Source organism: Bacillus sp. FSL M7-1345 (assembly GCF_038006985.1).
Lineage (GTDB): Bacteria > Bacillota > Bacilli > Bacillales > Bacillaceae_G > Bacillus_A > Bacillus_A cereus_U.
This window is the reverse complement of sequence record NZ_JBBOWG010000001.1, coordinates 3,460,622-3,480,373: the sequence shown is the minus strand read 5'-3', so window position 1 is coordinate 3,480,373 and position 19,752 is coordinate 3,460,622. Positions and strand designations below refer to the sequence as shown.

Here is a 19,752-nt window from a genome sequence, read left to right as displayed (position 1 = left end):
AGAATGAAACTTTCCTTTTATTTATAAATAAAAGGAGTGGGAAATCCGTATAGTAGCTTGTTTTCATACAGACAACGTTTACAACAACGGAGAATAGGAGGAAGGCCTTTCGTGTTTTTAAAAAGATTAGAAATAGCAGGATTTAAATCTTTTGCTGAGCGTGTATCTGTCGATTTTGTTCCAGGTGTAACTTCTGTAGTAGGACCTAACGGGAGCGGGAAAAGTAATATTACTGATGCAATTCGCTGGGTACTTGGTGAACAATCTGCAAAGTCATTACGCGGTGCAAAGATGGAGGATATTATTTTTGCCGGCAGTGATACGAGAAGAGCGGTTAATGTTGCTGAAGTTACATTAACTTTAAATAATGAAGACCAACGCTTACCGATTGAATATAACGAGGTGTGTGTAACGCGTCGTGTATCTCGTTCGGGTGATAGTGATTTTTATATTAATAAACAATCTTGTAGATTGAAAGATATTATTGATTTATTTATGGACTCTGGTATGGGAAGAGAAGCTTTTTCAATTATTAGCCAGGGGAAAGTCGAAGAGATTTTGAGTAGTAAATCAGAAGAACGTCGTGGTGTATTTGAAGAAGCTGCGGGTGTGCTGAAATACAAACTTCGTAAAAAGAAAGCTGAAGGGAAATTGGCGGAAACACAAGAAAACTTAAATCGTGTACAAGATATTATTCACGAATTAAGTAGTCAAGTAGAACCACTAGAAAGACAAGCTTCTATTGCGAAAGATTATCTTGAGAAAAAAGAAGAATTAGAGAAAGTAGAAGCTGCGCTTATTGTACATGAAATTGAAGAATTACATGAAAAGTGGGAAGCGCTTCGAAATCAATTTGGGCATAATAAAGATGAAGAAGCTAAAATGTCGGCGAACTTACAAAAAAGTGAAGAAGAGCTTGAGGAATTACGCGGGCAATTACAAGCCGTTGATGAATCTGTAAATTCCTTACAAGAAGTTCTCCTTCTGTCTAGTAAAGAACTAGAAAAACTAGAAGGGCAACGCGAGCTGTTAAAGGAAAGAAAGCAAAATGCAACGACGCATTGTGCGCAGCTTGAAAAGCTAATTGTTGAGTTAACAGAGAAAGCTACAAGTTATGATGACGAAATTGAAACAAGTACAGAAGCGTTAATGCAATTTGTGAATCAAGTAAAAGAATTGGAGAAGAAATTGCATGATAACGAGCAATTACTTGCGACTTTTGCCGAGAATTTAGAGGAACAAATTGAGAATTTAAAAGGTGACTATATTGAACTTTTAAATCAACAAGCAAGTCTTCGTAATGAATTATCTATGATTGAAGAACAATCAAAACAGCAAAACTCTAAAAACGAACGACTTGATGAAGAAAATGAAAAGTACGTACAGATGCGTGTGGGAATTACAGCGAAAAAGGCGAAACTTGTAGAAAGTTATGAGCAAGCGAGAGAGAAAATAGCTGGCATTATTTCTAACATACAGAAGACAGAAACGGCACTTGGGAAATGTAAGTCACAGTATAGTGAAAATGAAACGAAACTGTATCAAGCGTATCAATTTGTGCAACAGGCGCGCTCTCGGAAAGAAATGTTAGAAGAGATGCAAGAGGACTATTCTGGCTTCTATCAAGGGGTACGTGAAGTATTAAAGGCTAGAGAAAATAGGCTACAAGGTATTGAGGGAGCTGTTGCAGAACTTCTGACTGTGCCGAAAGAATATGAAATCGCAATGGAAATCGCCCTTGGGGCAGCGATGCAACATATCGTAGTACAAACAGAAGAACATGCTCGTAATGCAATTGCATTTTTAAAGCAAAATAAACATGGCCGTGCAACTTTTTTACCTCAAGCTGTTATTAAAAGCCGATCGCTATCATTTGATCAATTACGCATTGTGAATCAGCATCCATCGTTTGTCGGTGTAGCGGCAGAACTTGTGCAGTACAATAATAAATATGAGAATGTAGTTTCCAGTTTATTAGGTACTGTTGTTGTTGCGAAAGATTTACGCGGAGCAAATGAGTTAGCGAAACAACTGCAATACCGCTATCGTATTGTAACACTCGAAGGTGACGTAGTGAATCCGGGTGGTTCTATGACGGGTGGAGCTGTAAAACAGGCGAAATCCTCTTTATTGGGACGTCAACGTGAACTTGAAGAGTGGACTAAAAAACTAACTGACATGGAAGAAAAAACAACGAAGCTAGAAAACTTTGTTAAAGCAGTAAAGCAAGAGATTCAAGAAAAAGAAGTACAAATACGAGAGCTACGCCAAGGTGTAGAGACCGAACGTGTAGATGAACAGAAGCTAAGAGAAGAAATTAATCGTTTAGAATTAGATGAACATCGTATTAATGATCGTTTATCGATTTACGATTTAGAGATTGAAGGATTTTTACAAGATCAAGTAAAAATGCAAGGGCGTAAAGAAGAGTTAGAAAAGATTTTAGCGACTCTTCAAGCGGAGATTGGGGAATTAGATAGCAAAATCGTCGTTTTAACGAAACAAAAAAGTGAACAACATTCTTCAAAAGAAAAAGTTCAGAAGGAAATGACGGAGCTAAAAGTACAAGCTGCTGAACAACAACAACGTTTGTCTAATCAAAAAGAAAAAGTCGAACGATTGACGAAGGCAAAAGAAGAGACTGATGCGACGCTTGTAAAAACGAAGGAAGATTTAGCGTTCTTAAAGCAAGAGATGACATCTAATTCAAGTGGCGAAGAACAAATTACGAATATGATTGAGAAGAAAGCGTATGATCGTAATCAAACTTCGGAGTTAATTCGTTCTCGTCGTGAACAACGCGTATCATTGCAAGAAAGAGTCGAGCATTTAGAGCGCGGTGCGAAAGAAACAATAGGTAAACATAAATATATTCTTGAGATGCTGAAAGATCAAGAAGTGAAAATTAACCGACTTGATGTAGAGCTGGAAAATAGATTGCAACATTTACGTGAAACATATACTATTTCATTTGAAGCAGCAAAACTTAAGTATACAATGATGATGCCTGCAGAAGATGCACGTAAAAAGGTGAAACTAATTAAACTATCCATCGAAGAGTTAGGCGCAGTAAATTTAGGGGCAATTGATGAATATGAACGTGTAGCAGAGCGCCATACATTCTTATTAGAGCAAAGAGATGACCTAGAAGAAGCGAAATCGACATTGCATCAACTTATTATGGAAATGGATGAAGAGATGAAAAAACGCTTTTCTACTACGTTCGAAGGGATTCGAACAGAGTTTCAATATGTATTCTCTGAACTATTCGGGGGCGGTAGAGCGGATTTAGTAATGACAAATCCAGAAGATTTACTAAATACTGGTATTGACATTGTAGCGCAACCACCAGGAAAGAAACTACAAAACTTAGGTTTACTTTCAGGGGGAGAGCGTGCTTTAACGGCAATTGCGCTCTTATTTGGTATTTTAAAAGTACGCCCAGTTCCATTCTGTGTACTAGATGAAGTAGAAGCAGCTCTTGATGAGGCAAACGTTGCTCGTTTTGCGCAGTATTTAAAGAAATTTAGTGATGAAACACAGTTTATTGTAATTACACACCGAAAAGGTACAATGGAAGAGTCTGATGTATTGTACGGTGTCACAATGCAAGAATCAGGGGTATCGAAGCTTGTTTCTGTTCGTTTAGATGATGGCGAAGAACTTGTTGCAAGTAGATAGGAAGGATGGGAAGTATGAGTTTTTTAAAAAAATTAAAAGAAAAAATTTCAAAACAAACGGATACGGTAACAGAGAAGTTTAAACAAGGATTAGAAAAAACGAGAAATTCATTTGCTGATAAAGTAAATGACTTAGTGTACCGTTACCGTAAAATAGACGAAGATTTCTTTGAGGAATTAGAAGAAATTTTAATTAGTGCGGATGTCGGAGTTTCGACAGTGATGGAATTAATTGATCAGTTGAAAGAAGAAGTGCAACGTCGTAACATTCAAGATCCAAAAGAAGTACAGGCTGTTATTTCTGAAAAGCTAGTGGGAATTTACAAAGGTGACAGCGACTTTAGTAATGAAGTTAATATACAAGAGGATCAATTAACGGTAGTTTTATTTGTTGGTGTTAATGGTGTGGGGAAAACGACGACGATTGGTAAGCTTGCACATAAATTTAAATCAGAAGGTAAGTCTGTCCTATTGGCGGCAGGAGATACATTCCGTGCTGGGGCGATTGAACAATTAGAAGTATGGGGCGATCGTGTTGGTGTAGAAGTAATTAAACAAGGATCAGGATCTGACCCAGCAGCGGTTATGTATGATGCTGTACAAGCGGCAAAGGCCCGTAAAGTGGATGTATTACTATGTGATACAGCAGGACGCTTACAAAATAAAGTAAACTTAATGAAAGAGTTAGAGAAAGTGAAGCGCGTAATTGAGCGTGAAGTACCAGGGGCTCCTCATGAAGTATTACTAGTTATTGATGCAACAACAGGACAAAATGGCTTAAGCCAAGCGAAAACATTCCGTGAAGCAACAAATGTTACTGGTATTGTTTTAACGAAGTTAGATGGAACTGCTAAAGGTGGTATCGTTTTAGCGATTCGTAACGAAATGGATGTTCCGGTGAAATTTGTTGGGCTAGGAGAGCAAATGGATGATCTGCAGCAGTTTGATCCAGAACAATATGTTTATGGTTTGTTTGCGAACTTAGTAGAAACAGAAGAAGTGTAAGTGAAAGAAGCGGTATTTCCGCTTCTTTTTCTATAAAAATATGTGATGTTAAGAAAAAAACTTGACACTCTTTTGTACTCCATGTAAACTAAATCATGTAAAGGGAAATCACTTAACAAAGGATGATCCAACATGCTCGAGAAAACAACGAGAATGAATTATTTATTTGATTTTTATCAATCGTTGTTAACGCAAAAACAAAGAAGTTATATGTCGCTTTATTATCTAGATGATTTATCTCTTGGTGAAATTGCGGAAGAATTTGATGTAAGTCGCCAAGCCGTGTATGATAACATTAAACGGACTGAAGCGATGCTTGAAGAATATGAAGATAAATTAGTATTACTTCAAAAGTTTCAAGAGCGACAGCGACTTGTTGCAAAGCTAAAACAGCTAATCAGCGAAGAAGAGCATGTGTATGAAGAAATGAAACAAGTTGTTGAAGCTATCGAAAAATTAGATTAGGAGGGCGGCAATATGGCATTTGAAGGATTAGCCGACCGACTTCAACAGACAATGCAAAAAATCCGCGGCAAAGGAAAAGTTTCTGAAGCCGATGTGAAAGAAATGATGAGAGAAGTTCGTCTAGCTCTTTTAGAAGCGGATGTTAACTTTAAAGTAGTAAAAGATTTTATAAAGCGTGTGTCTGAGCGTGCTGTCGGACAAGATGTAATGAAAAGTTTGACACCTGGACAACAAGTAATTAAAATCGTACAGGAAGAACTTACAGAACTTATGGGCGGAGAGCAAAGCAAAATTGCTGTTGCTAATAAGCCACCTACTGTTATAATGATGGTTGGTCTGCAAGGTGCGGGTAAAACAACGACGACAGGTAAGCTTGCGAATTTGCTTCGAAAAAAGCATAATCGTAAACCGATGCTTGTTGCAGCGGATATTTACCGTCCAGCAGCAATTAAACAGCTTGAAACATTAGGGAAGCAATTGGACATGCCTGTTTTCTCCTTAGGAGATCAAGTAAGTCCGGTTGAAATTGCGAAACAAGCGATTGCGAAAGCAAAAGAAGATCATCACGATTATGTTTTAATCGATACAGCGGGTCGCCTGCATATTGATGAAGAACTAATGGATGAATTAGCGAAAGTCAAAGAAGTTGCGAAACCGGATGAAATTTTCCTTGTTGTCGATGCGATGACAGGACAAGACGCGGTAAATGTAGCACAAAGTTTCCATGAACAGTTAGGATTAACAGGTGTTGTATTAACGAAATTAGATGGTGATACGCGCGGTGGTGCGGCATTATCTATTAAGGCTGTAACAAATACACCAATTAAATTTGCTGGTATGGGTGAAAAACTAGATGCAATTGAAGCGTTCCATCCAGAACGTATGGCATCCCGTATTTTAGGGATGGGTGACGTCTTAACATTAATTGAAAAAGCGCAAGCTACAGTTGATGAAGAGAAAGCAAAAGAACTTGAGCAAAAAATGCGTACGCTTTCGTTTACGCTTGACGATTTCCTAGAACAACTTGGACAAGTGCGTCAACTTGGACCGCTTGACGAATTGTTAGGAATGCTTCCTGGTGCAAATAAAATTAAAGGGCTGAAAAATGCACAAGTTGATGAAAAACAAATTGGGCATATTGAGGCAATTATTCGTTCTATGACTAAAGTAGAACGAGAACAACCGGAAATAATCAATGCTAGTCGTAAAAAGCGCATTGCCAAAGGTAGCGGTACAACGGTACAAGAAATCAATCGTCTAATCAAGCAATTTGATGATATGAAAAAAATGATGAAGACGATGACGGGAATGCAAAAAGGTAAGAAAAAAGGACTAGGTGGATTGAAGTTTCCATTCATGTAAGGAAAAAAGATGGCTCTGTTAAGAAAAAATACTTTACAAAGCAATAGTCTTTTTGCTAATATAATTATCTGTGTTAAATAAATTCGGAGGTGCTTTATAAATGGCAGTTAAAATTCGTTTAAAACGTATGGGAGCTAAAAAAACTCCTTTCTATCGTGTAGTTGTTGCAGATTCTCGTTCTCCTCGTGACGGACGTTTCATTGAGGAAATCGGTACTTACAATCCGGTTGCTCAACCAGCGGAAGTTAAGATCAACGAAGAAGCAGCATTAAAATGGTTAGGAAATGGTGCTAAACCATCTGATACAGTTCGTAACCTTTTCTCTAACCAAGGTATCATGGAGAAATTCCACTTATCTAAACAAGGTAAGTAATTGAGGCAATGACAATGAAAATGTTAGTCGAGACAATTGTTAAACCTCTTGTGGATCATCCTGGAGATGTAAAAGTTACACAGGAACTTTGCAACGGAGAAATAAAGTATCGATTAACTGTACATCCTGAGGATGTTGGAAAAGTCATTGGAAAGCAAGGGAAAGTTGCGAAAGCGATTCGAATGCTCTTGTATTCAGTGGGACATCATAATGATGAGAACGTCACACTGGAAATTCAATAAACGTAAAAAGGGCGAGGAGTTATTTCCTCTCCCTTTTTTAACATTTAAAGAGAAATTGCATGTTCCATATATGAAATGGAAATGCTTAATTTATATAGAAACCAGGGGTGACATACTATTTATGACAAAATGGTTTAACGTAGGGAAAATTGTAAATACTCATGGCGTAAAAGGAGAAATTCGTGTTATTTCTCGTACTGATTTTCCAGAAGAGCGATATAAAGTAGGGAACACGTTATACATATGGGATGAGAAAGGTACAGACTATCTTACAGTGAAGGTAACTGCTCATCGTCAACATAAGACATTTGATTTATTAACATTTGAAGGATACAACAATGTAGATGAAGCAGAGAAGTTTAAAGGTTCTTTAATAAAAGTACCAGAAGAGCAGTTAGGCGAACTAGCTGAAGGTGAATACTACTACCATGAAATTATTGGTTGCAACGTTGTAACGGAAGAAGGAGAAGCATTAGGGACAATCAAAGAGATTCTATCTCCTGGTGCGAATGACGTTTGGGTGATTAAACGTCCAAAGGGTCAAGATCTGTTAATTCCTTATATTGATGACGTTGTACTTCAAGTTAACATTGAAAATAAATTAGTAACCATTCATGTAATGGAAGGGCTACTATAATGAAAATTGACATTTTAACATTGTTTCCAGATATGTTTACGGGTGTATTTGGGTCTTCAATTTTAAAGAAAGCACAAGAAAAAGAAGCGGTAGAGCTTCGTGTTGTCAATTTCCGTGAGTATACAACTAGTAAGCATAATAGTGTAGATGATTATCCGTATGGTGGGGGCGCTGGTATGGTATTAACCCCGCAGCCTATCTTTGATGCGGTAGAAGAGTTAACGAAGGAAACAGACCGTAAGCCGAGAATCGTCTTAATGTGTCCACAAGGAGAGCGTTTCACGCAGAAGAAGGCAGAAGAGCTTGCTGGAGAAGAGCATGTTATTTTTGTATGTGGCCATTATGAAGGATACGATGAACGAATTCGTGAGCATCTTGTAACAGATGAGATTTCTATTGGGGATTACGTATTAACGGGTGGAGAATTGGCTTCTATGGTAGTCACTGACAGTGTTGTACGTCTTTTGCCAGGAGTGCTTGGGAATCAAACGTCACAAGTGGAAGACTCTTTTAGCACAGGTTTGTTAGAGCACCCACATTATACACGTCCTGCTGATTTTCGTGGTATGAAGGTACCGGATGTACTAATGTCAGGAAATCATAAAAACATTGATGAATGGCGCCATAAAGAGTCACTACGTCGTACGTACACACGTAGACCGGATTTACTGGAAGAACGAGAATTATCTAAGCAAGAAGAGAAATGGCTGGAACAGATTAAAGAAGACCGATAAGGGCTTGATATATTTTCTATTGCAACAGTCCTAGCAATATGCTATTATAACATTTGTGCTACTGAAATCAGTAGCCGTATTAACGATGTTCCGCTGTAATTTAATAAGACTTTATAAGAGCATCTGTTTAAAGGAGAGAATTTAATATGCAACAATTAATCACAGAAATCACAAAAGGCCAATTGAAAACTGACCTTCCTTCATTCCGTCCTGGAGACACTTTACGTGTACACGTAAAAGTAGTTGAGGGAACTCGTGAAAGAATTCAGCTTTTCGAAGGTGTTGTAATTAAACGTCGTGGTGGCGGAATCAGTGAAACATTCACAGTTCGTAAGATTTCTTACGGTGTAGGTGTTGAGCGTACATTCCCAGTTCACACGCCAAGAATCGCGAACATCGAAGTACTTCGCCGTGGTAAAGTACGTCGTGCTAAGTTATACTACTTACGTAACCTTCGCGGTAAAAAAGCACGTATTAAAGAAATTCGATAAGACATGTATGGGAGCTTGTAAATACACAAGCTCCCTTTTTCCAATCTATATGAAATTTTGGTATAATACGAGCAGCTTACATAACTGTGGAGGGGAAAGCATGAAGAAAGAGAAGAGCTCACTTTGGGAATGGATCAAAGCAATTTTGATTGCTGTTGTATTAGCGGGCGTAATTAGACAGTTTTTCTTTGCCCCAATTCTCGTAGATGGTGTATCGATGTCGCCGACTTTACATGACCGTGATCGAATGATTGTTAATAAAATTGGCTATCACATAGGTGATCCGAAACGCTTTGATATTATTGTATTCCGAGCGACTGAAGAAAAAGATTACATTAAGCGTATTATTGGCCTGCCGGGCGACGAAATCGAATACCGTAATGATAAACTATATGTTAACGGGAAACCTTATGAGGAGCCGTATTTAGATAAGCAGAAAAAACAACTTGCTGACGGACCGCTTACATATGATTTTACTCTTGAAGAAATGACAGGAAAGAAAACTGTTCCAGAAGGTCAATTATTTGTTCTAGGCGATAATCGTCGTTTTAGTAAAGATAGCCGTTCGATTGGTACAATTTCAATGGACCAAGTGATTGGTAAAGCAAATATGCTATATTGGCCGTTAAAAGATGCACGTATTGTGAAATAAAAGAAAAAGAAGGTGGCAACATGGTAATTCAATGGTTCCCAGGGCATATGGCAAAGGCTAGACGCCAAGTAACAGAAAAATTAAAGTTAATTGATGTTGTAATTGAGCTTGTAGATGCTCGATTACCTTTATCTTCTCGTAATCCAATGATTGATGAAATTATTACGCATAAACCAAGGCTTGTTGTTTTAAATAAAGCGGATATGGCGGATGATCGTCTTACAAAGCAGTGGATTGCATATTTTGATGAAAGAGGTCAAAAGGCAATTTCAATTAATGCGCAAGCTGGACAAGGTATGAAAGAAATTGCAGCAGCTTGTAAAGTTCTTGTCAAAGAAAAATTCGATAAAATGGTTGCTAAAGGTATTAGACCAAGAGCAATTCGTGCTTTAATTGTAGGTATTCCAAACGTTGGTAAATCTACACTGATTAATAAATTAGCGAAGAAGAATATAGCAAAAACAGGAGATCGTCCTGGTGTGACAACGGCCCAGCAGTGGATTAAAGTTGGGAAAGAAATGGAATTATTAGATACACCAGGTATTTTGTGGCCTAAATTTGAAGATCAATTAGTTGGTCTTCGTTTAGCAACGACGGGTGCAATTAAAGATTCTATATTAAATTTACAGGATGTAGCTATTTATGCGTTACGTTTTATGGAAAAACATTATCCAGAACGTTTAAAAGAGCGATATAATTTAAATGACATTCCAGAAGAAATTGTGGAGTTATTTGATGCAATTGGAAAAAACAGAGGTTGCTTAATGGGCGGCGGAATGATTGATTATGATAAAACATCTGAGCTTATACTTCGTGAGCTTCGTGGTGGAAGATTTGGAAAAATGACATTTGAAACACCAGAAGAGTTTGTAGAGCAGGTAGAAGATGTGAAAAAAGTAGAAGAAGTATAAGACGTGCGTTTGTACGTCTTTTCTTTTTGGTTACGTTTAAAAGGAGTGTAAATGAATGCAAAAAATGACTATTCAAGAAGCGGAATGTTTGCTGCAAGAAATTATGAGTGAAGAAGACGAGCATTTTCAAATGTTAGTGAAAGATGAGCGAAAAGGTGTTCAAAAACTAATTTTGAAGTGGTATAAACAAAAAGAGTTAGCACAAAAAGAAAGAGAAAAATTTCTAGAAATGTCAAAGTACGAAAATGAGTTACGTGAAAAAGGGCTCACGTACATTGCTGGCATTGATGAAGTGGGCCGTGGGCCGTTAGCAGGACCTGTTGTGACGGCGGCTGTCGTCCTTCCGGAAGATTTTTATATTCCAGGATTAAATGACTCGAAAAAATTAAGTGAAGCGAAACGTGAGCGTTTTTATGATGAAATTAAAGAGCATGCAATTGCGATTGGAGTGGGAATTGTATCACCACAAGTTATTGATGAAATAAATATTTATCAAGCGACGAAGCAAGCGATGTTAGATGCCGTTGCTAATTTATCATGTACACCAGAATATTTATTAATCGATGCGATGAAGCTTCCTACATCAATTCCGCAAACATCAATCATTAAAGGTGATGCGAAAAGTGTCTCTATTTCAGCTGCATCTATTATTGCGAAAGTGACGAGAGATCGCATGATGAAAGAGTTGGGAGGAAAGTATCCTGCATATGGATTTGAACAACATATGGGATATGGGACGAAACAGCATTTAGAAGCGATTGAAGTACATGGAGTATTAGAGGAACATCGAAAATCATTTGCGCCAATTAAAGATATGATTCAAAAATAAGCTGTATATTCACAGCTTATTTTTTATTTTGGTATATAAACATTATTATTTTCGAAAAAGAATAAAGCGATTTCAGTTTTCTGACACTTTATTGTAGACAGCGTGCCAATCATCTTATACAATGGCAATGTAATGTTTTTTAAACATTAAAAAACTTTTCGAGTAAAACAGGAAAACAGGGGAGGATGGGACCATGAATATCCATGAGTACCAAGGTAAGGCAGTCCTTAGAAGCTATGGGGTTAGCGTTCCGAACGGGAAGGTTGCATTTACAGTAGAAGAAGCTGTAGAAGCAGCGAAAGAATTAGGAACGGAAGTATGTGTAGTTAAAGCGCAAATTCACGCTGGTGGACGCGGCAAAGCTGGCGGTGTAAAAGTTGCGAAAAATTTAGAAGAAGTTCGTACATATGCAGAAAGCATTTTAGGAACTACACTTGTGACGCATCAAACAGGTCCTGAAGGTAAGGAAGTAAAACGCTTACTTATCGAAGAAGGTTGCGATATTAAAAAAGAATATTATGTAGGTCTTGTATTAGATCGTGCAACTTCTCAAGTTGTTTTAATGGCATCTGAAGAAGGTGGAACAGAAATTGAAGAAGTAGCAGAAAAAACGCCTGAAAAAATCTTTAAAGAATATATTGATCCAGCAGTAGGTTTACAAGGTTTCCAAGCGCGTCGAATCGCGTTTAACATCAATATTCCAAAAGAACTTGTAGGACAAGCTGTGAAGTTTATGATGGGCTTATACAGTGCGTTTATCGAAAAAGATTGCTCTATCGCTGAGATTAATCCACTTGTTACAACAGGTGACGGTAAAGTTATGGCGTTAGATGCAAAATTAAACTTTGATTCTAATGCGTTATATCGCAATAAAGATATTTTAGAACTTCGTGACCTTGAAGAAGAAGATTCAAAAGAAATTGAAGCTTCTAAATATGACTTAAACTACATTCCTTTAGATGGAAATATCGGTTGTATGGTTAATGGTGCAGGTTTAGCAATGGCTACAATGGATATCATTAAACATTACCATGGTGACCCAGCTAACTTCTTAGATGTTGGTGGCGGCGCAACAGCTGAAAAAGTTACAGAAGCATTCAAAATTATCCTTTCTGACAAAAATGTAAAAGGTATCTTCGTTAACATTTTTGGTGGCATTATGAAGTGTGATGTTATCGCAGAAGGTGTTATTGAAGCAACGAAGCAGGTAGGTCTTGAGTTGCCTTTAGTTGTACGTCTTGAAGGTACAAACGTAGAGTTAGGAAAGAAAATTTTAAATGAGTCTGGTTTAAATATTGTTGCAGCAGAATCTATGGCAGACGGTGCACAAAAAATTGTTTCACTAGTGGGCTAATAGAAAGCGGGGGAGAAAAATGAGCGTATTAGTTAATAAAGATACAAAAGTTATTGTTCAAGGTATTACAGGTTCTCAAGGGTTATTCCATACAAAGCAAATGATTGAATACGGTACGAAAATTGTAGGTGGTGTAACACCAGGTAAAGGTGGCACTGATATTGAAGGCGTACCAGTATTTGATACAGTAGAAGATGCTGTGAAAGCAACAGGCGCAAACGCTTCAGTTGTATACGTTCCACCCGCTTTTGCGGCTGATGCAATTATGGAAGCTGTTGATGCAAAGATTGATTTAGTAGTATGTATTACTGAAGGAATCCCTGTATTAGATATGGTAAACGTTAAGAGATATATGGCGGGTAAACATACACGTTTACTTGGACCAAACTGCCCTGGTGTTATTACACCTGACGAATGTAAAATTGGTATTATGCCAGGATATATTCACAAAAAAGGTCATGTTGGTATCGTATCTCGCTCTGGTACATTAACGTATGAAGCTGTACATCAGTTAACACAAGAAGGTATTGGCCAATCTACTGCTGTAGGTATCGGCGGAGACCCTGTTAATGGTACGGACTTTATTGATGCGTTAAAAGCATTTAATGAAGATGAAGAAACGCATGCTGTAATTATGATTGGTGAAATCGGCGGTACGGCAGAAGAAGAGGCAGCTGAGTGGGTACAAGCTAATATGACAAAACCAGTTGTAGGCTTCATTGGCGGTCAAACTGCGCCTGAAGGCAAACGTATGGGTCATGCTGGGGCGATTATTTCTGGCGGCAAAGGAACTGCTGCTGAAAAGATTAAAACAATGGAAGCTTGTGGTATTAAAGTAGCGGAAACACCAGCTGTTATGGGTGAAACATTAATCTCTGTTTTAAAAGAAAAGGGATTATTTGAGACTTGCAAAAACTACTAATCTTTTTGAAAGACACCTTCTTATTAGAGGGTGTCTTTTTACACATTTTTTGTTTACATAATAAAAATTATGGGTAAGGAGAATTGAGATGAAAAGAGAACGTTTATTGCACCTTCATTACATGTTGGCGGATCATTGGAAGGCGATGGAGAGACTACTATATGTTGATCCAGAACTGAAGGGAGTATACACTTTTAGTCCGAAACAATTTGAATATTACGCTGGAATATCCCCGAAAAAGTCTTCAGAACTAGTAAATTTCCTTCAGACTTCAAATCTAAAGCAATATGTATCCTATTTAGAAAAAAATCGAATATTTTATATAACCATATGGGATGAGGATTATCCGCAACTATTGCAGGAAATACAAGATCCCCCTTTTGTTTTATACGGAAAAGGAGAGAGAGATTTTCTTGGCAAGATAAATAAATTAGCAATTGTTGGAACGAGAGAACCGTCTTTATATGGAAAGGAGAGTGTGAAGTTTATTTTACAACCTTTACTTGAAAAAGAATGGCTTATTGTTAGTGGGTTTGCAAGAGGGATAGATACAATTGCTCATGAAGTTACAGTAAGGCAGCATTGCCCGACTATTGCAATATTAGGACACGGATTATCTTATATGTATCCAAAGGAGAATAGAGGTTTATATGACACGTGGAAAGATTATATATTGTTATTGACAGAGTATCCGCCTCATTATGTGCCGAAAAAATGGTATTTCCCAAAAAGAAATCGAATTATTAGCGGTATAAGTAAAGGTGTTTTAGTTGTAGAAGCAAAAACGAGAAGTGGATCCCTTATTACTGCAGACCTTGCATTAGAACAAAATAGAGAGGTGTTTGCGCTTCCTGGACCTATATTTATAGAGAGTGTAGCGGGAACGAATCATCTAATTCAACAAGGCGCAAAGCTAGTAAGAAATGCGGAGGATATCCTTGAAGAAATTTTAAATTAACCATATATTTTCATGTTTTTATTAAACAATTATTGACAAATGGTAGATTGTCGCTGTATGGTATATTCATTCTTGATTGACAAAAACAAGAGAAATCAATAAGATTGATGAAGACTTGAATCCACCTCTTAAGGAGGCACTAGCATGTCAGATTACCTTGTAATCGTGGAGTCGCCTTCTAAGGCGAAGACCATTGAAAAATATTTAGGGAAAAAATACAAAGTCGTCGCGTCCATGGGACATGTCCGCGATTTACCTAAAAGCCAAATGGGGATAGAAGTAAAGAATAACTTCACCCCGAAGTATATTACCATTCGTGGTAAGGGTCCCGTTTTAAAAGATTTAAAATCAGCGGCAAAAAAAGCAAAGAAAGTCTATCTCGCGGCCGATCCGGATCGTGAAGGAGAAGCAATTGCTTGGCATTTAGCAAATACGTTAAATGTGGACGTTGAATCAGATTGCCGAGTTGTATTTAATGAGATTACAAAAGATGCAATAAAAGAATCATTTAAATATCCTCGTGCAATTAATATGGATTTAGTAGATGCACAACAGGCAAGGCGTATACTCGATCGTCTTGTTGGCTACAATATTAGTCCTTTATTATGGAAGAAAGTAAAAAAAGGATTAAGTGCAGGACGCGTACAATCTGTAGCAGTTCGTTTAATCATCGAACGTGAAAAAGAAATTCAAAGTTTTGAACCTGAAGAATTCTGGACAATTAAAACAGAATTTGTGAAAGGGAAAGACACATTTGAAGCAAGCTTTTACGGCGTAGATGGTGAAAAAGTTCAATTAACGAACGAAGCACAAGTGAACGAAATAATCGAAAAGATGAAAGACAATGCATTTTCGGTTGAAAATGTAACGCGAAAAGAGCGAAAGCGTAACCCTGCATTACCGTTTACAACATCTTCCTTGCAACAAGAGGCAGCGCGTAAGTTAAATATGCGAGCAAAGAAAACAATGATGCTTGCACAGCAGCTGTATGAAGGGATGGATCTTGGAAAACAAGGGACTGTAGGTCTTATTACGTATATGAGAACTGATTCAACACGTATCTCAGAAACAGCTCAAACAGAGGCTCGTGATTACATTACTGAGGCGTTTGGTGCGGAATACATAGGAACAGAGAAGAAGAAAGAAACGAAAAAGTCGAAAGCACAAGATGCGCATGAGGCGATTCGTCCTACTTCGGTAATGAGAAAGCCAGAGGAACTAAAAAGTTTCTTAAGTCGTGATCAACTCCGTTTGTATAAACTGATTTGGGAGCGATTTGTTGCAAGTCAAATGGCATCTGCTATAATGGATACTGTTACAGCGAAACTCATTAATAACAATGTTCAGTTCCGTGCAAGTGGATCAGTTGTAAAGTTCCCAGGATTTATGAAAGTGTACGTAGAGTCGAAAGATGATGGTGCGGAAGAAAAGGATAAGATGTTGCCACCTTTAGAAGTAGGTGAAACTGTATTTTCAAAAGATATAGAACCGAAGCAACATTACACACAGCCTCCGCCACGTTATACAGAGGCTCGTCTAGTAAGAACACTTGAAGAGCTTGGAATTGGGAGACCGTCTACTTATGTACCGACACTTGAAACAATCCAAAAACGAGGATACGTTGCTTTAGATAATAAACGCTTCGTTCCGACTGAGCTTGGTGGAATAGTAATCGAACTTATTTTAGAGTTTTTCCCAGAAATTATTAACATTGAATTTACTGCCAATATGGAGCAAAGCCTTGATGAAGTAGAAGAAGGAAATGCAAATTGGGTGAAAATTGTTGATGATTTCTACGTAGGATTTGAACCGCGCTTAGAAAAAGCGGAAAAAGAAATGCGTGAAGTGGAAATTAAAGATGAGCCAGCTGGGGAAGACTGTGAATTATGTAGTCACCCGATGGTCTTTAAAATGGGTAAATATGGGAAGTTTATGGCTTGTTCGAATTTCCCGGAATGTCGTAATACAAAACCGATTGTAAAAGAAATCGGTGTTACTTGTCCGAAGTGTGATAAAGGGCAAATTATTGAACGCCGTAGTAATAAAAAGAAACGCCTTTTCTATGGATGCGGTACGTATCCAGAATGTGACTTTGTATCTTGGGACAAGCCGATTGGTCGTAAATGTCCGAAGTGTGAAAGTATGCTCGTAGAGAAAAAGTTGAAAAAAGGCGTGCAAGTACAATGTGTTTCGTGTGATTATGAAGAAGAACAACAAATGTGAGCGTAACTGCTCACATTTTTTTCGGGAAGAAAAGGAAAGGTGATATATATGACAACACAAGTAGTAAACGTCATTGGCGCAGGTCTTGCAGGAAGCGAAGCAGCTTACCAAATTGCAAAGCGTGGTGTCCAAGTAAAATTATATGAAATGAGACCAGTAAGGCAAACACCAGCTCATCATACAGATAAATTTGCTGAATTAGTATGTAGTAACTCACTTCGCGCAAACACATTAACAAATGCTGTCGGTGTTATTAAAGAAGAAATGCGCCTAATGGATTCTGTCATTATTCGTGCAGCTGATGAGTGCTCTGTACCAGCAGGAGGTGCTTTAGCTGTAGATCGTCATGAATTCGCGGCGAAAGTGACTGAATATGTGAAAAATCATCCGAACGTAACTGTAATGAATGAGGAAATCACTGAAATTCCAGAGGGGCCAACTGTTATTGCGACAGGTCCACTTACGTCTCCGGATCTTTCTGCACAATTAAAAAAACTAACAGGTGAAGATTATTTTTATTTCTATGATGCTGCAGCGCCAATCGTTGAGAAAGACAGCATTGACATGAATAAAGTATATTTAAAATCTCGTTATGATAAAGGTGAAGCGGCATATTTAAACTGTCCAATGACAGAAGAAGAGTTTGATCGTTTTTATGAGGCTTTAATTGCTGCTGAGACAGTGCCTTTAAAAGAATTTGAAAAAGAAATTTTCTTTGAAGGTTGTATGCCAGTAGAAGTTATGGCAAGTAGAGGAAGACAGACGTTAGTATTTGGACCGATGAAGCCTGTTGGGTTAGAAGATCCGAAAACAGGGAAAACACCGTATGCGGTTGTTCAGTTACGTCAAGATGATGCAGCAGGAACATTATACAATATTGTAGGCTTCCAAACACATTTAAAGTGGGGGCCACAAAAAGAAGTGCTACAGCTAATTCCAGGACTAGAAAACGCAGAGATTGTACGTTATGGTGTAATGCATCGTAATACGTTTATTAATTCGCCTAATTTGCTTCGTCCAACATATCAATATAAACAACGTGATGATTTATTCTTCGCTGGTCAAATGACTGGGGTAGAGGGTTATGTTGAATCAGCAGCATCAGGATTATTAGCGGGTATTAACGCTGCTCGACTTGTACAAGGTGAAGAGCCAGTTGTATTACCACCTGTAACTGCAATGGGAAGTATGGCAAATTATATTACTGCGACAAATGCGAAAAACTTCCAGCCAATGAATGCAAACTTCGGTTTATTTACACCGTTAGAGAAGAAAATTAAAAAGAAACAAGAGCGAAATGAAGCATATGCTACACGCGCTTTGGAAACAATTCAAAATTTTGTAAATATTTAATTAAATTTCTTGCAAAGGCTACTAAGTTGTGATACGATTTAGTAGCCTTTATTGAGGTGAGTTATATGGATGTGAATGTGAAGAATTTGTTACAATTATTCGTTGGATATTTACAAATTGAAAGAAATTATTCAAAATATACAATTGCAAGTTATCAAAATGATTTAGAACATTTTGTGCAATTTATGGAGCGAGAAGGCATATCCTCTTTTTTAGATGTTACATACGCGGATGTTCGTTTATACTTGACGACGTTGCACGATCAGAAGTTAGCCCGTAAATCTGTCGCAAGGAAAGTATCAAGCTTACGAAGTTTATATCGTTTTTTGATGCGTGAAGGTTATCAAAAAGATAATCCGTTTGCACTTGCATCACTTCCCAAGAAAGAATTGTCAATCCCAAAGTTTTTATATGCTGAAGAGTTAGAGGAATTGTTTGAAGTTTCTGATACAGGGGCGCCATTAGGTCAAAGGAATCAAGCTTTATTAGAGTTGATGTATGCAACTGGGATTCGTGTAAGCGAATGCGTTAATTTGCAACTTACCGACATTGACTTTGCAGTGGGAACAATTTTAGTGATGGGAAAAGGGAAAAAACAAAGATATATTCCGTTCGGAAGCTATGCACAAGATGCTTTAATTACTTATATAGAGAACGGGAGAAAACAGTTAGCTCAAAAGACTGAAGAACAATCTCATATGGTATTTTTAAATGCGAAAGGTAAGCCGTTAACAGATCAGGGTGTACGTTATGTTTTGAACGAACTCATTAAGAAAGCTTCACTTACAATGCGGATAAGTCCCCATATGTTAAGGCATACATTTGCTACACATATGTTGGATGAAGGAGCGGATTTACGTACTGTGCAGGAGCTATTAGGTCATGAGAATTTGTCAACGACACAAATTTATACGCATGTCTCTAAAGAAAGATTGCGTTCTGTGTACATGAAGCATCACCCGCGGGCATAAATTGCTTTTAAGGCTATAAAAACATATAAAGGAGTTTTTTCTATGGGAAATTTCCACGCTACAACGATATTTGCAGTTCATCATAATGGAGAATGTGCAATGGCTGGAGATGGTCAGGTAACGATGGGGAATGCTGTTGTAATGAAACATACAGCTCGCAAAGTTCGCAAACTTTTCCAAGGGAAAGTTTTAGCTGGTTTTGCAGGATCAGTTGCTGATGCATTTACTCTTTTTGAAATGTTTGAAGGGAAATTAGAAGAGTATAATGGCAACTTGCAGCGCGCTGCAGTTGAGATGGCGAAACAATGGCGTGGTGATAAAATGCTACGTCAGCTAGAAGCAATGCTCATTGTCATGGATAAAACAACGATGCTCCTTGTTTCAGGTACAGGAGAAGTGATTGAACCAGATGATGGTATTTTAGCAATTGGTTCAGGCGGACATTATGCACTTGCTGCTGGTCGTGCTTTAAAGCAACATGCAAGTGAACATTTAACAGCGAAACAAATTGCGAAGGCCAGTTTAGAAATTGCAGGCGATATTTGTGTTTATACGAACCATAACATAATTGTTGAAGAATTGTAGAATCG

General features: G+C 37.8%; 19 protein-coding genes. All 19 read left to right on the top strand.

Annotated elements, in window-relative coordinates; translation table 11 throughout:
* Positions 1-111: 111 nt before the first annotated feature.
* The 19 genes from smc to hslV all read left to right on the top strand — a co-directional run bounded on the left by smc (position 112) and on the right by hslV (position 19,747).
* Entirely contained in the window at positions 112-3,681 is a 3,570-nt protein-coding gene (gene smc, locus MHB76_RS18055) for a chromosome segregation protein SMC (RefSeq protein WP_078172933.1), read from the top strand.
* A gap of 14 nt (positions 3,682-3,695) precedes the next feature.
* The gene (gene ftsY / locus MHB76_RS18050) at positions 3,696-4,685 is read left to right on the top strand and encodes a signal recognition particle-docking protein FtsY (protein ID WP_002160733.1); all 990 of its coding nucleotides are present in this window, start codon (positions 3,696-3,698) and stop codon (positions 4,683-4,685) included.
* A 132-nt stretch (positions 4,686-4,817) separates the two neighbouring features.
* A complete protein-coding gene (locus tag MHB76_RS18045; RefSeq protein ID WP_002160734.1) occupies positions 4,818-5,150 on the top strand; it encodes a putative DNA-binding protein in 333 nt (110 codons plus the stop codon).
* Positions 5,151-5,162: 12 nt separating this feature from the next.
* Complete coding sequence (ffh, locus tag MHB76_RS18040) at positions 5,163-6,512, top strand: signal recognition particle protein (protein WP_002111383.1); 1,350 nt, start codon at positions 5,163-5,165, stop codon at positions 6,510-6,512.
* A gap of 100 nt (positions 6,513-6,612) precedes the next feature.
* The gene (rpsP, locus tag MHB76_RS18035; protein ID WP_000268750.1) at positions 6,613-6,885 is read left to right on the top strand and encodes a 30S ribosomal protein S16; all 273 of its coding nucleotides are present in this window, start codon (positions 6,613-6,615) and stop codon (positions 6,883-6,885) included.
* A gap of 14 nt (positions 6,886-6,899) precedes the next feature.
* Complete coding sequence (locus tag MHB76_RS18030) at positions 6,900-7,127, top strand: KH domain-containing protein (protein WP_002088196.1); 228 nt, start codon at positions 6,900-6,902, stop codon at positions 7,125-7,127.
* Positions 7,128-7,248: 121 nt separating this feature from the next.
* Positions 7,249-7,764: a ribosome maturation factor RimM gene (gene rimM / locus MHB76_RS18025; protein ID WP_033710827.1), complete on the top strand. Its 516-nt coding sequence runs from the start codon at positions 7,249-7,251 to the stop codon at positions 7,762-7,764.
* Complete coding sequence (gene trmD, locus MHB76_RS18020; protein ID WP_002014522.1) at positions 7,764-8,498, top strand: tRNA (guanosine(37)-N1)-methyltransferase TrmD; 735 nt, start codon at positions 7,764-7,766, stop codon at positions 8,496-8,498. The genes rimM and trmD overlap by 1 nt, the downstream gene beginning before the upstream one ends.
* 146 nt (positions 8,499-8,644) lie before the next feature.
* A complete protein-coding gene (gene rplS, locus MHB76_RS18015) occupies positions 8,645-8,989 on the top strand; it encodes a 50S ribosomal protein L19 (RefSeq protein WP_002014524.1) in 345 nt (114 codons plus the stop codon).
* A gap of 100 nt (positions 8,990-9,089) precedes the next feature.
* Positions 9,090-9,641, top strand: coding sequence for a signal peptidase I (gene lepB / locus MHB76_RS18010; protein WP_002066791.1), 552 nt, complete (start codon positions 9,090-9,092; stop codon positions 9,639-9,641).
* A gap of 20 nt (positions 9,642-9,661) precedes the next feature.
* Entirely contained in the window at positions 9,662-10,552 is an 891-nt protein-coding gene (ylqF, locus tag MHB76_RS18005; protein ID WP_078172934.1) for a ribosome biogenesis GTPase YlqF, read from the top strand.
* 55 nt (positions 10,553-10,607) lie between these two features.
* Positions 10,608-11,381 (top strand): ribonuclease HII, encoded by a 774-nt coding sequence (locus tag MHB76_RS18000; RefSeq protein ID WP_002146092.1) that lies wholly within the window; start codon positions 10,608-10,610, stop codon positions 11,379-11,381.
* Positions 11,382-11,574: 193 nt separating this feature from the next.
* A complete protein-coding gene (sucC, locus tag MHB76_RS17995; RefSeq protein ID WP_002014529.1) occupies positions 11,575-12,735 on the top strand; it encodes an ADP-forming succinate--CoA ligase subunit beta in 1,161 nt (386 codons plus the stop codon).
* Positions 12,736-12,754: 19 nt separating this feature from the next.
* Positions 12,755-13,657, top strand: a complete 903-nt coding sequence (gene sucD, locus MHB76_RS17990; RefSeq protein WP_000115186.1) for a succinate--CoA ligase subunit alpha — start codon at positions 12,755-12,757, stop codon at positions 13,655-13,657.
* A gap of 88 nt (positions 13,658-13,745) precedes the next feature.
* Positions 13,746-14,615, top strand: a complete 870-nt coding sequence (gene dprA / locus MHB76_RS17985; RefSeq protein WP_002160735.1) for a DNA-processing protein DprA — start codon at positions 13,746-13,748, stop codon at positions 14,613-14,615.
* Between the two features lie 144 nt (positions 14,616-14,759).
* On the top strand, positions 14,760-16,838 hold the full coding sequence (gene topA, locus MHB76_RS17980) for a type I DNA topoisomerase (RefSeq protein ID WP_002160736.1): 2,079 nt from the start codon (positions 14,760-14,762) through the stop codon (positions 16,836-16,838).
* Positions 16,839-16,886: 48 nt separating this feature from the next.
* A complete protein-coding gene (trmFO, locus tag MHB76_RS17975) occupies positions 16,887-18,191 on the top strand; it encodes an FADH(2)-oxidizing methylenetetrahydrofolate--tRNA-(uracil(54)-C(5))-methyltransferase TrmFO (protein WP_002066796.1) in 1,305 nt (434 codons plus the stop codon).
* A gap of 71 nt (positions 18,192-18,262) precedes the next feature.
* Positions 18,263-19,162 (top strand): tyrosine recombinase XerC, encoded by a 900-nt coding sequence (xerC, locus tag MHB76_RS17970; RefSeq protein ID WP_078172994.1) that lies wholly within the window; start codon positions 18,263-18,265, stop codon positions 19,160-19,162.
* A 42-nt stretch (positions 19,163-19,204) separates the two neighbouring features.
* Complete coding sequence (gene hslV / locus MHB76_RS17965) at positions 19,205-19,747, top strand: ATP-dependent protease proteolytic subunit HslV (RefSeq protein ID WP_002014538.1); 543 nt, start codon at positions 19,205-19,207, stop codon at positions 19,745-19,747.
* Positions 19,748-19,752: the final 5 nt, after the last annotated feature.

Bases quoted from the DNA above. Each gene is read 5' to 3' on its own strand.
- ftsY (WP_002160733.1), top strand. From the start codon at position 3,696: ATGAGTTTTTTAAAAAAATTAAAAGAAAAAATTTCAAAACAAACGGAT.
- MHB76_RS18030 (WP_002088196.1), top strand. From the start codon at position 6,900: ATGAAAATGTTAGTCGAGACAATTGTTAAACCTCTTGTGGATCATCCT.
- sucD (WP_000115186.1), top strand. From the start codon at position 12,755: ATGAGCGTATTAGTTAATAAAGATACAAAAGTTATTGTTCAAGGTATT.
- MHB76_RS18000 (WP_002146092.1), top strand. From the start codon at position 10,608: ATGCAAAAAATGACTATTCAAGAAGCGGAATGTTTGCTGCAAGAAATT.
- lepB (WP_002066791.1), top strand. From the start codon at position 9,090: ATGAAGAAAGAGAAGAGCTCACTTTGGGAATGGATCAAAGCAATTTTG.
- MHB76_RS18045 (WP_002160734.1), top strand. From the start codon at position 4,818: ATGCTCGAGAAAACAACGAGAATGAATTATTTATTTGATTTTTATCAA.
- trmD (WP_002014522.1), top strand. From the start codon at position 7,764: ATGAAAATTGACATTTTAACATTGTTTCCAGATATGTTTACGGGTGTA.
- rimM (WP_033710827.1), top strand. From the start codon at position 7,249: ATGACAAAATGGTTTAACGTAGGGAAAATTGTAAATACTCATGGCGTA.
- ffh (WP_002111383.1), top strand. From the start codon at position 5,163: ATGGCATTTGAAGGATTAGCCGACCGACTTCAACAGACAATGCAAAAA.
- rplS (WP_002014524.1), top strand. From the start codon at position 8,645: ATGCAACAATTAATCACAGAAATCACAAAAGGCCAATTGAAAACTGAC.
- sucC (WP_002014529.1), top strand. From the start codon at position 11,575: ATGAATATCCATGAGTACCAAGGTAAGGCAGTCCTTAGAAGCTATGGG.
- rpsP (WP_000268750.1), top strand. From the start codon at position 6,613: ATGGCAGTTAAAATTCGTTTAAAACGTATGGGAGCTAAAAAAACTCCT.
- dprA (WP_002160735.1), top strand. From the start codon at position 13,746: ATGAAAAGAGAACGTTTATTGCACCTTCATTACATGTTGGCGGATCAT.
- trmFO (WP_002066796.1), top strand. From the start codon at position 16,887: ATGACAACACAAGTAGTAAACGTCATTGGCGCAGGTCTTGCAGGAAGC.
- hslV (WP_002014538.1), top strand. From the start codon at position 19,205: ATGGGAAATTTCCACGCTACAACGATATTTGCAGTTCATCATAATGGA.
- topA (WP_002160736.1), top strand. From the start codon at position 14,760: ATGTCAGATTACCTTGTAATCGTGGAGTCGCCTTCTAAGGCGAAGACC.
- ylqF (WP_078172934.1), top strand. From the start codon at position 9,662: ATGGTAATTCAATGGTTCCCAGGGCATATGGCAAAGGCTAGACGCCAA.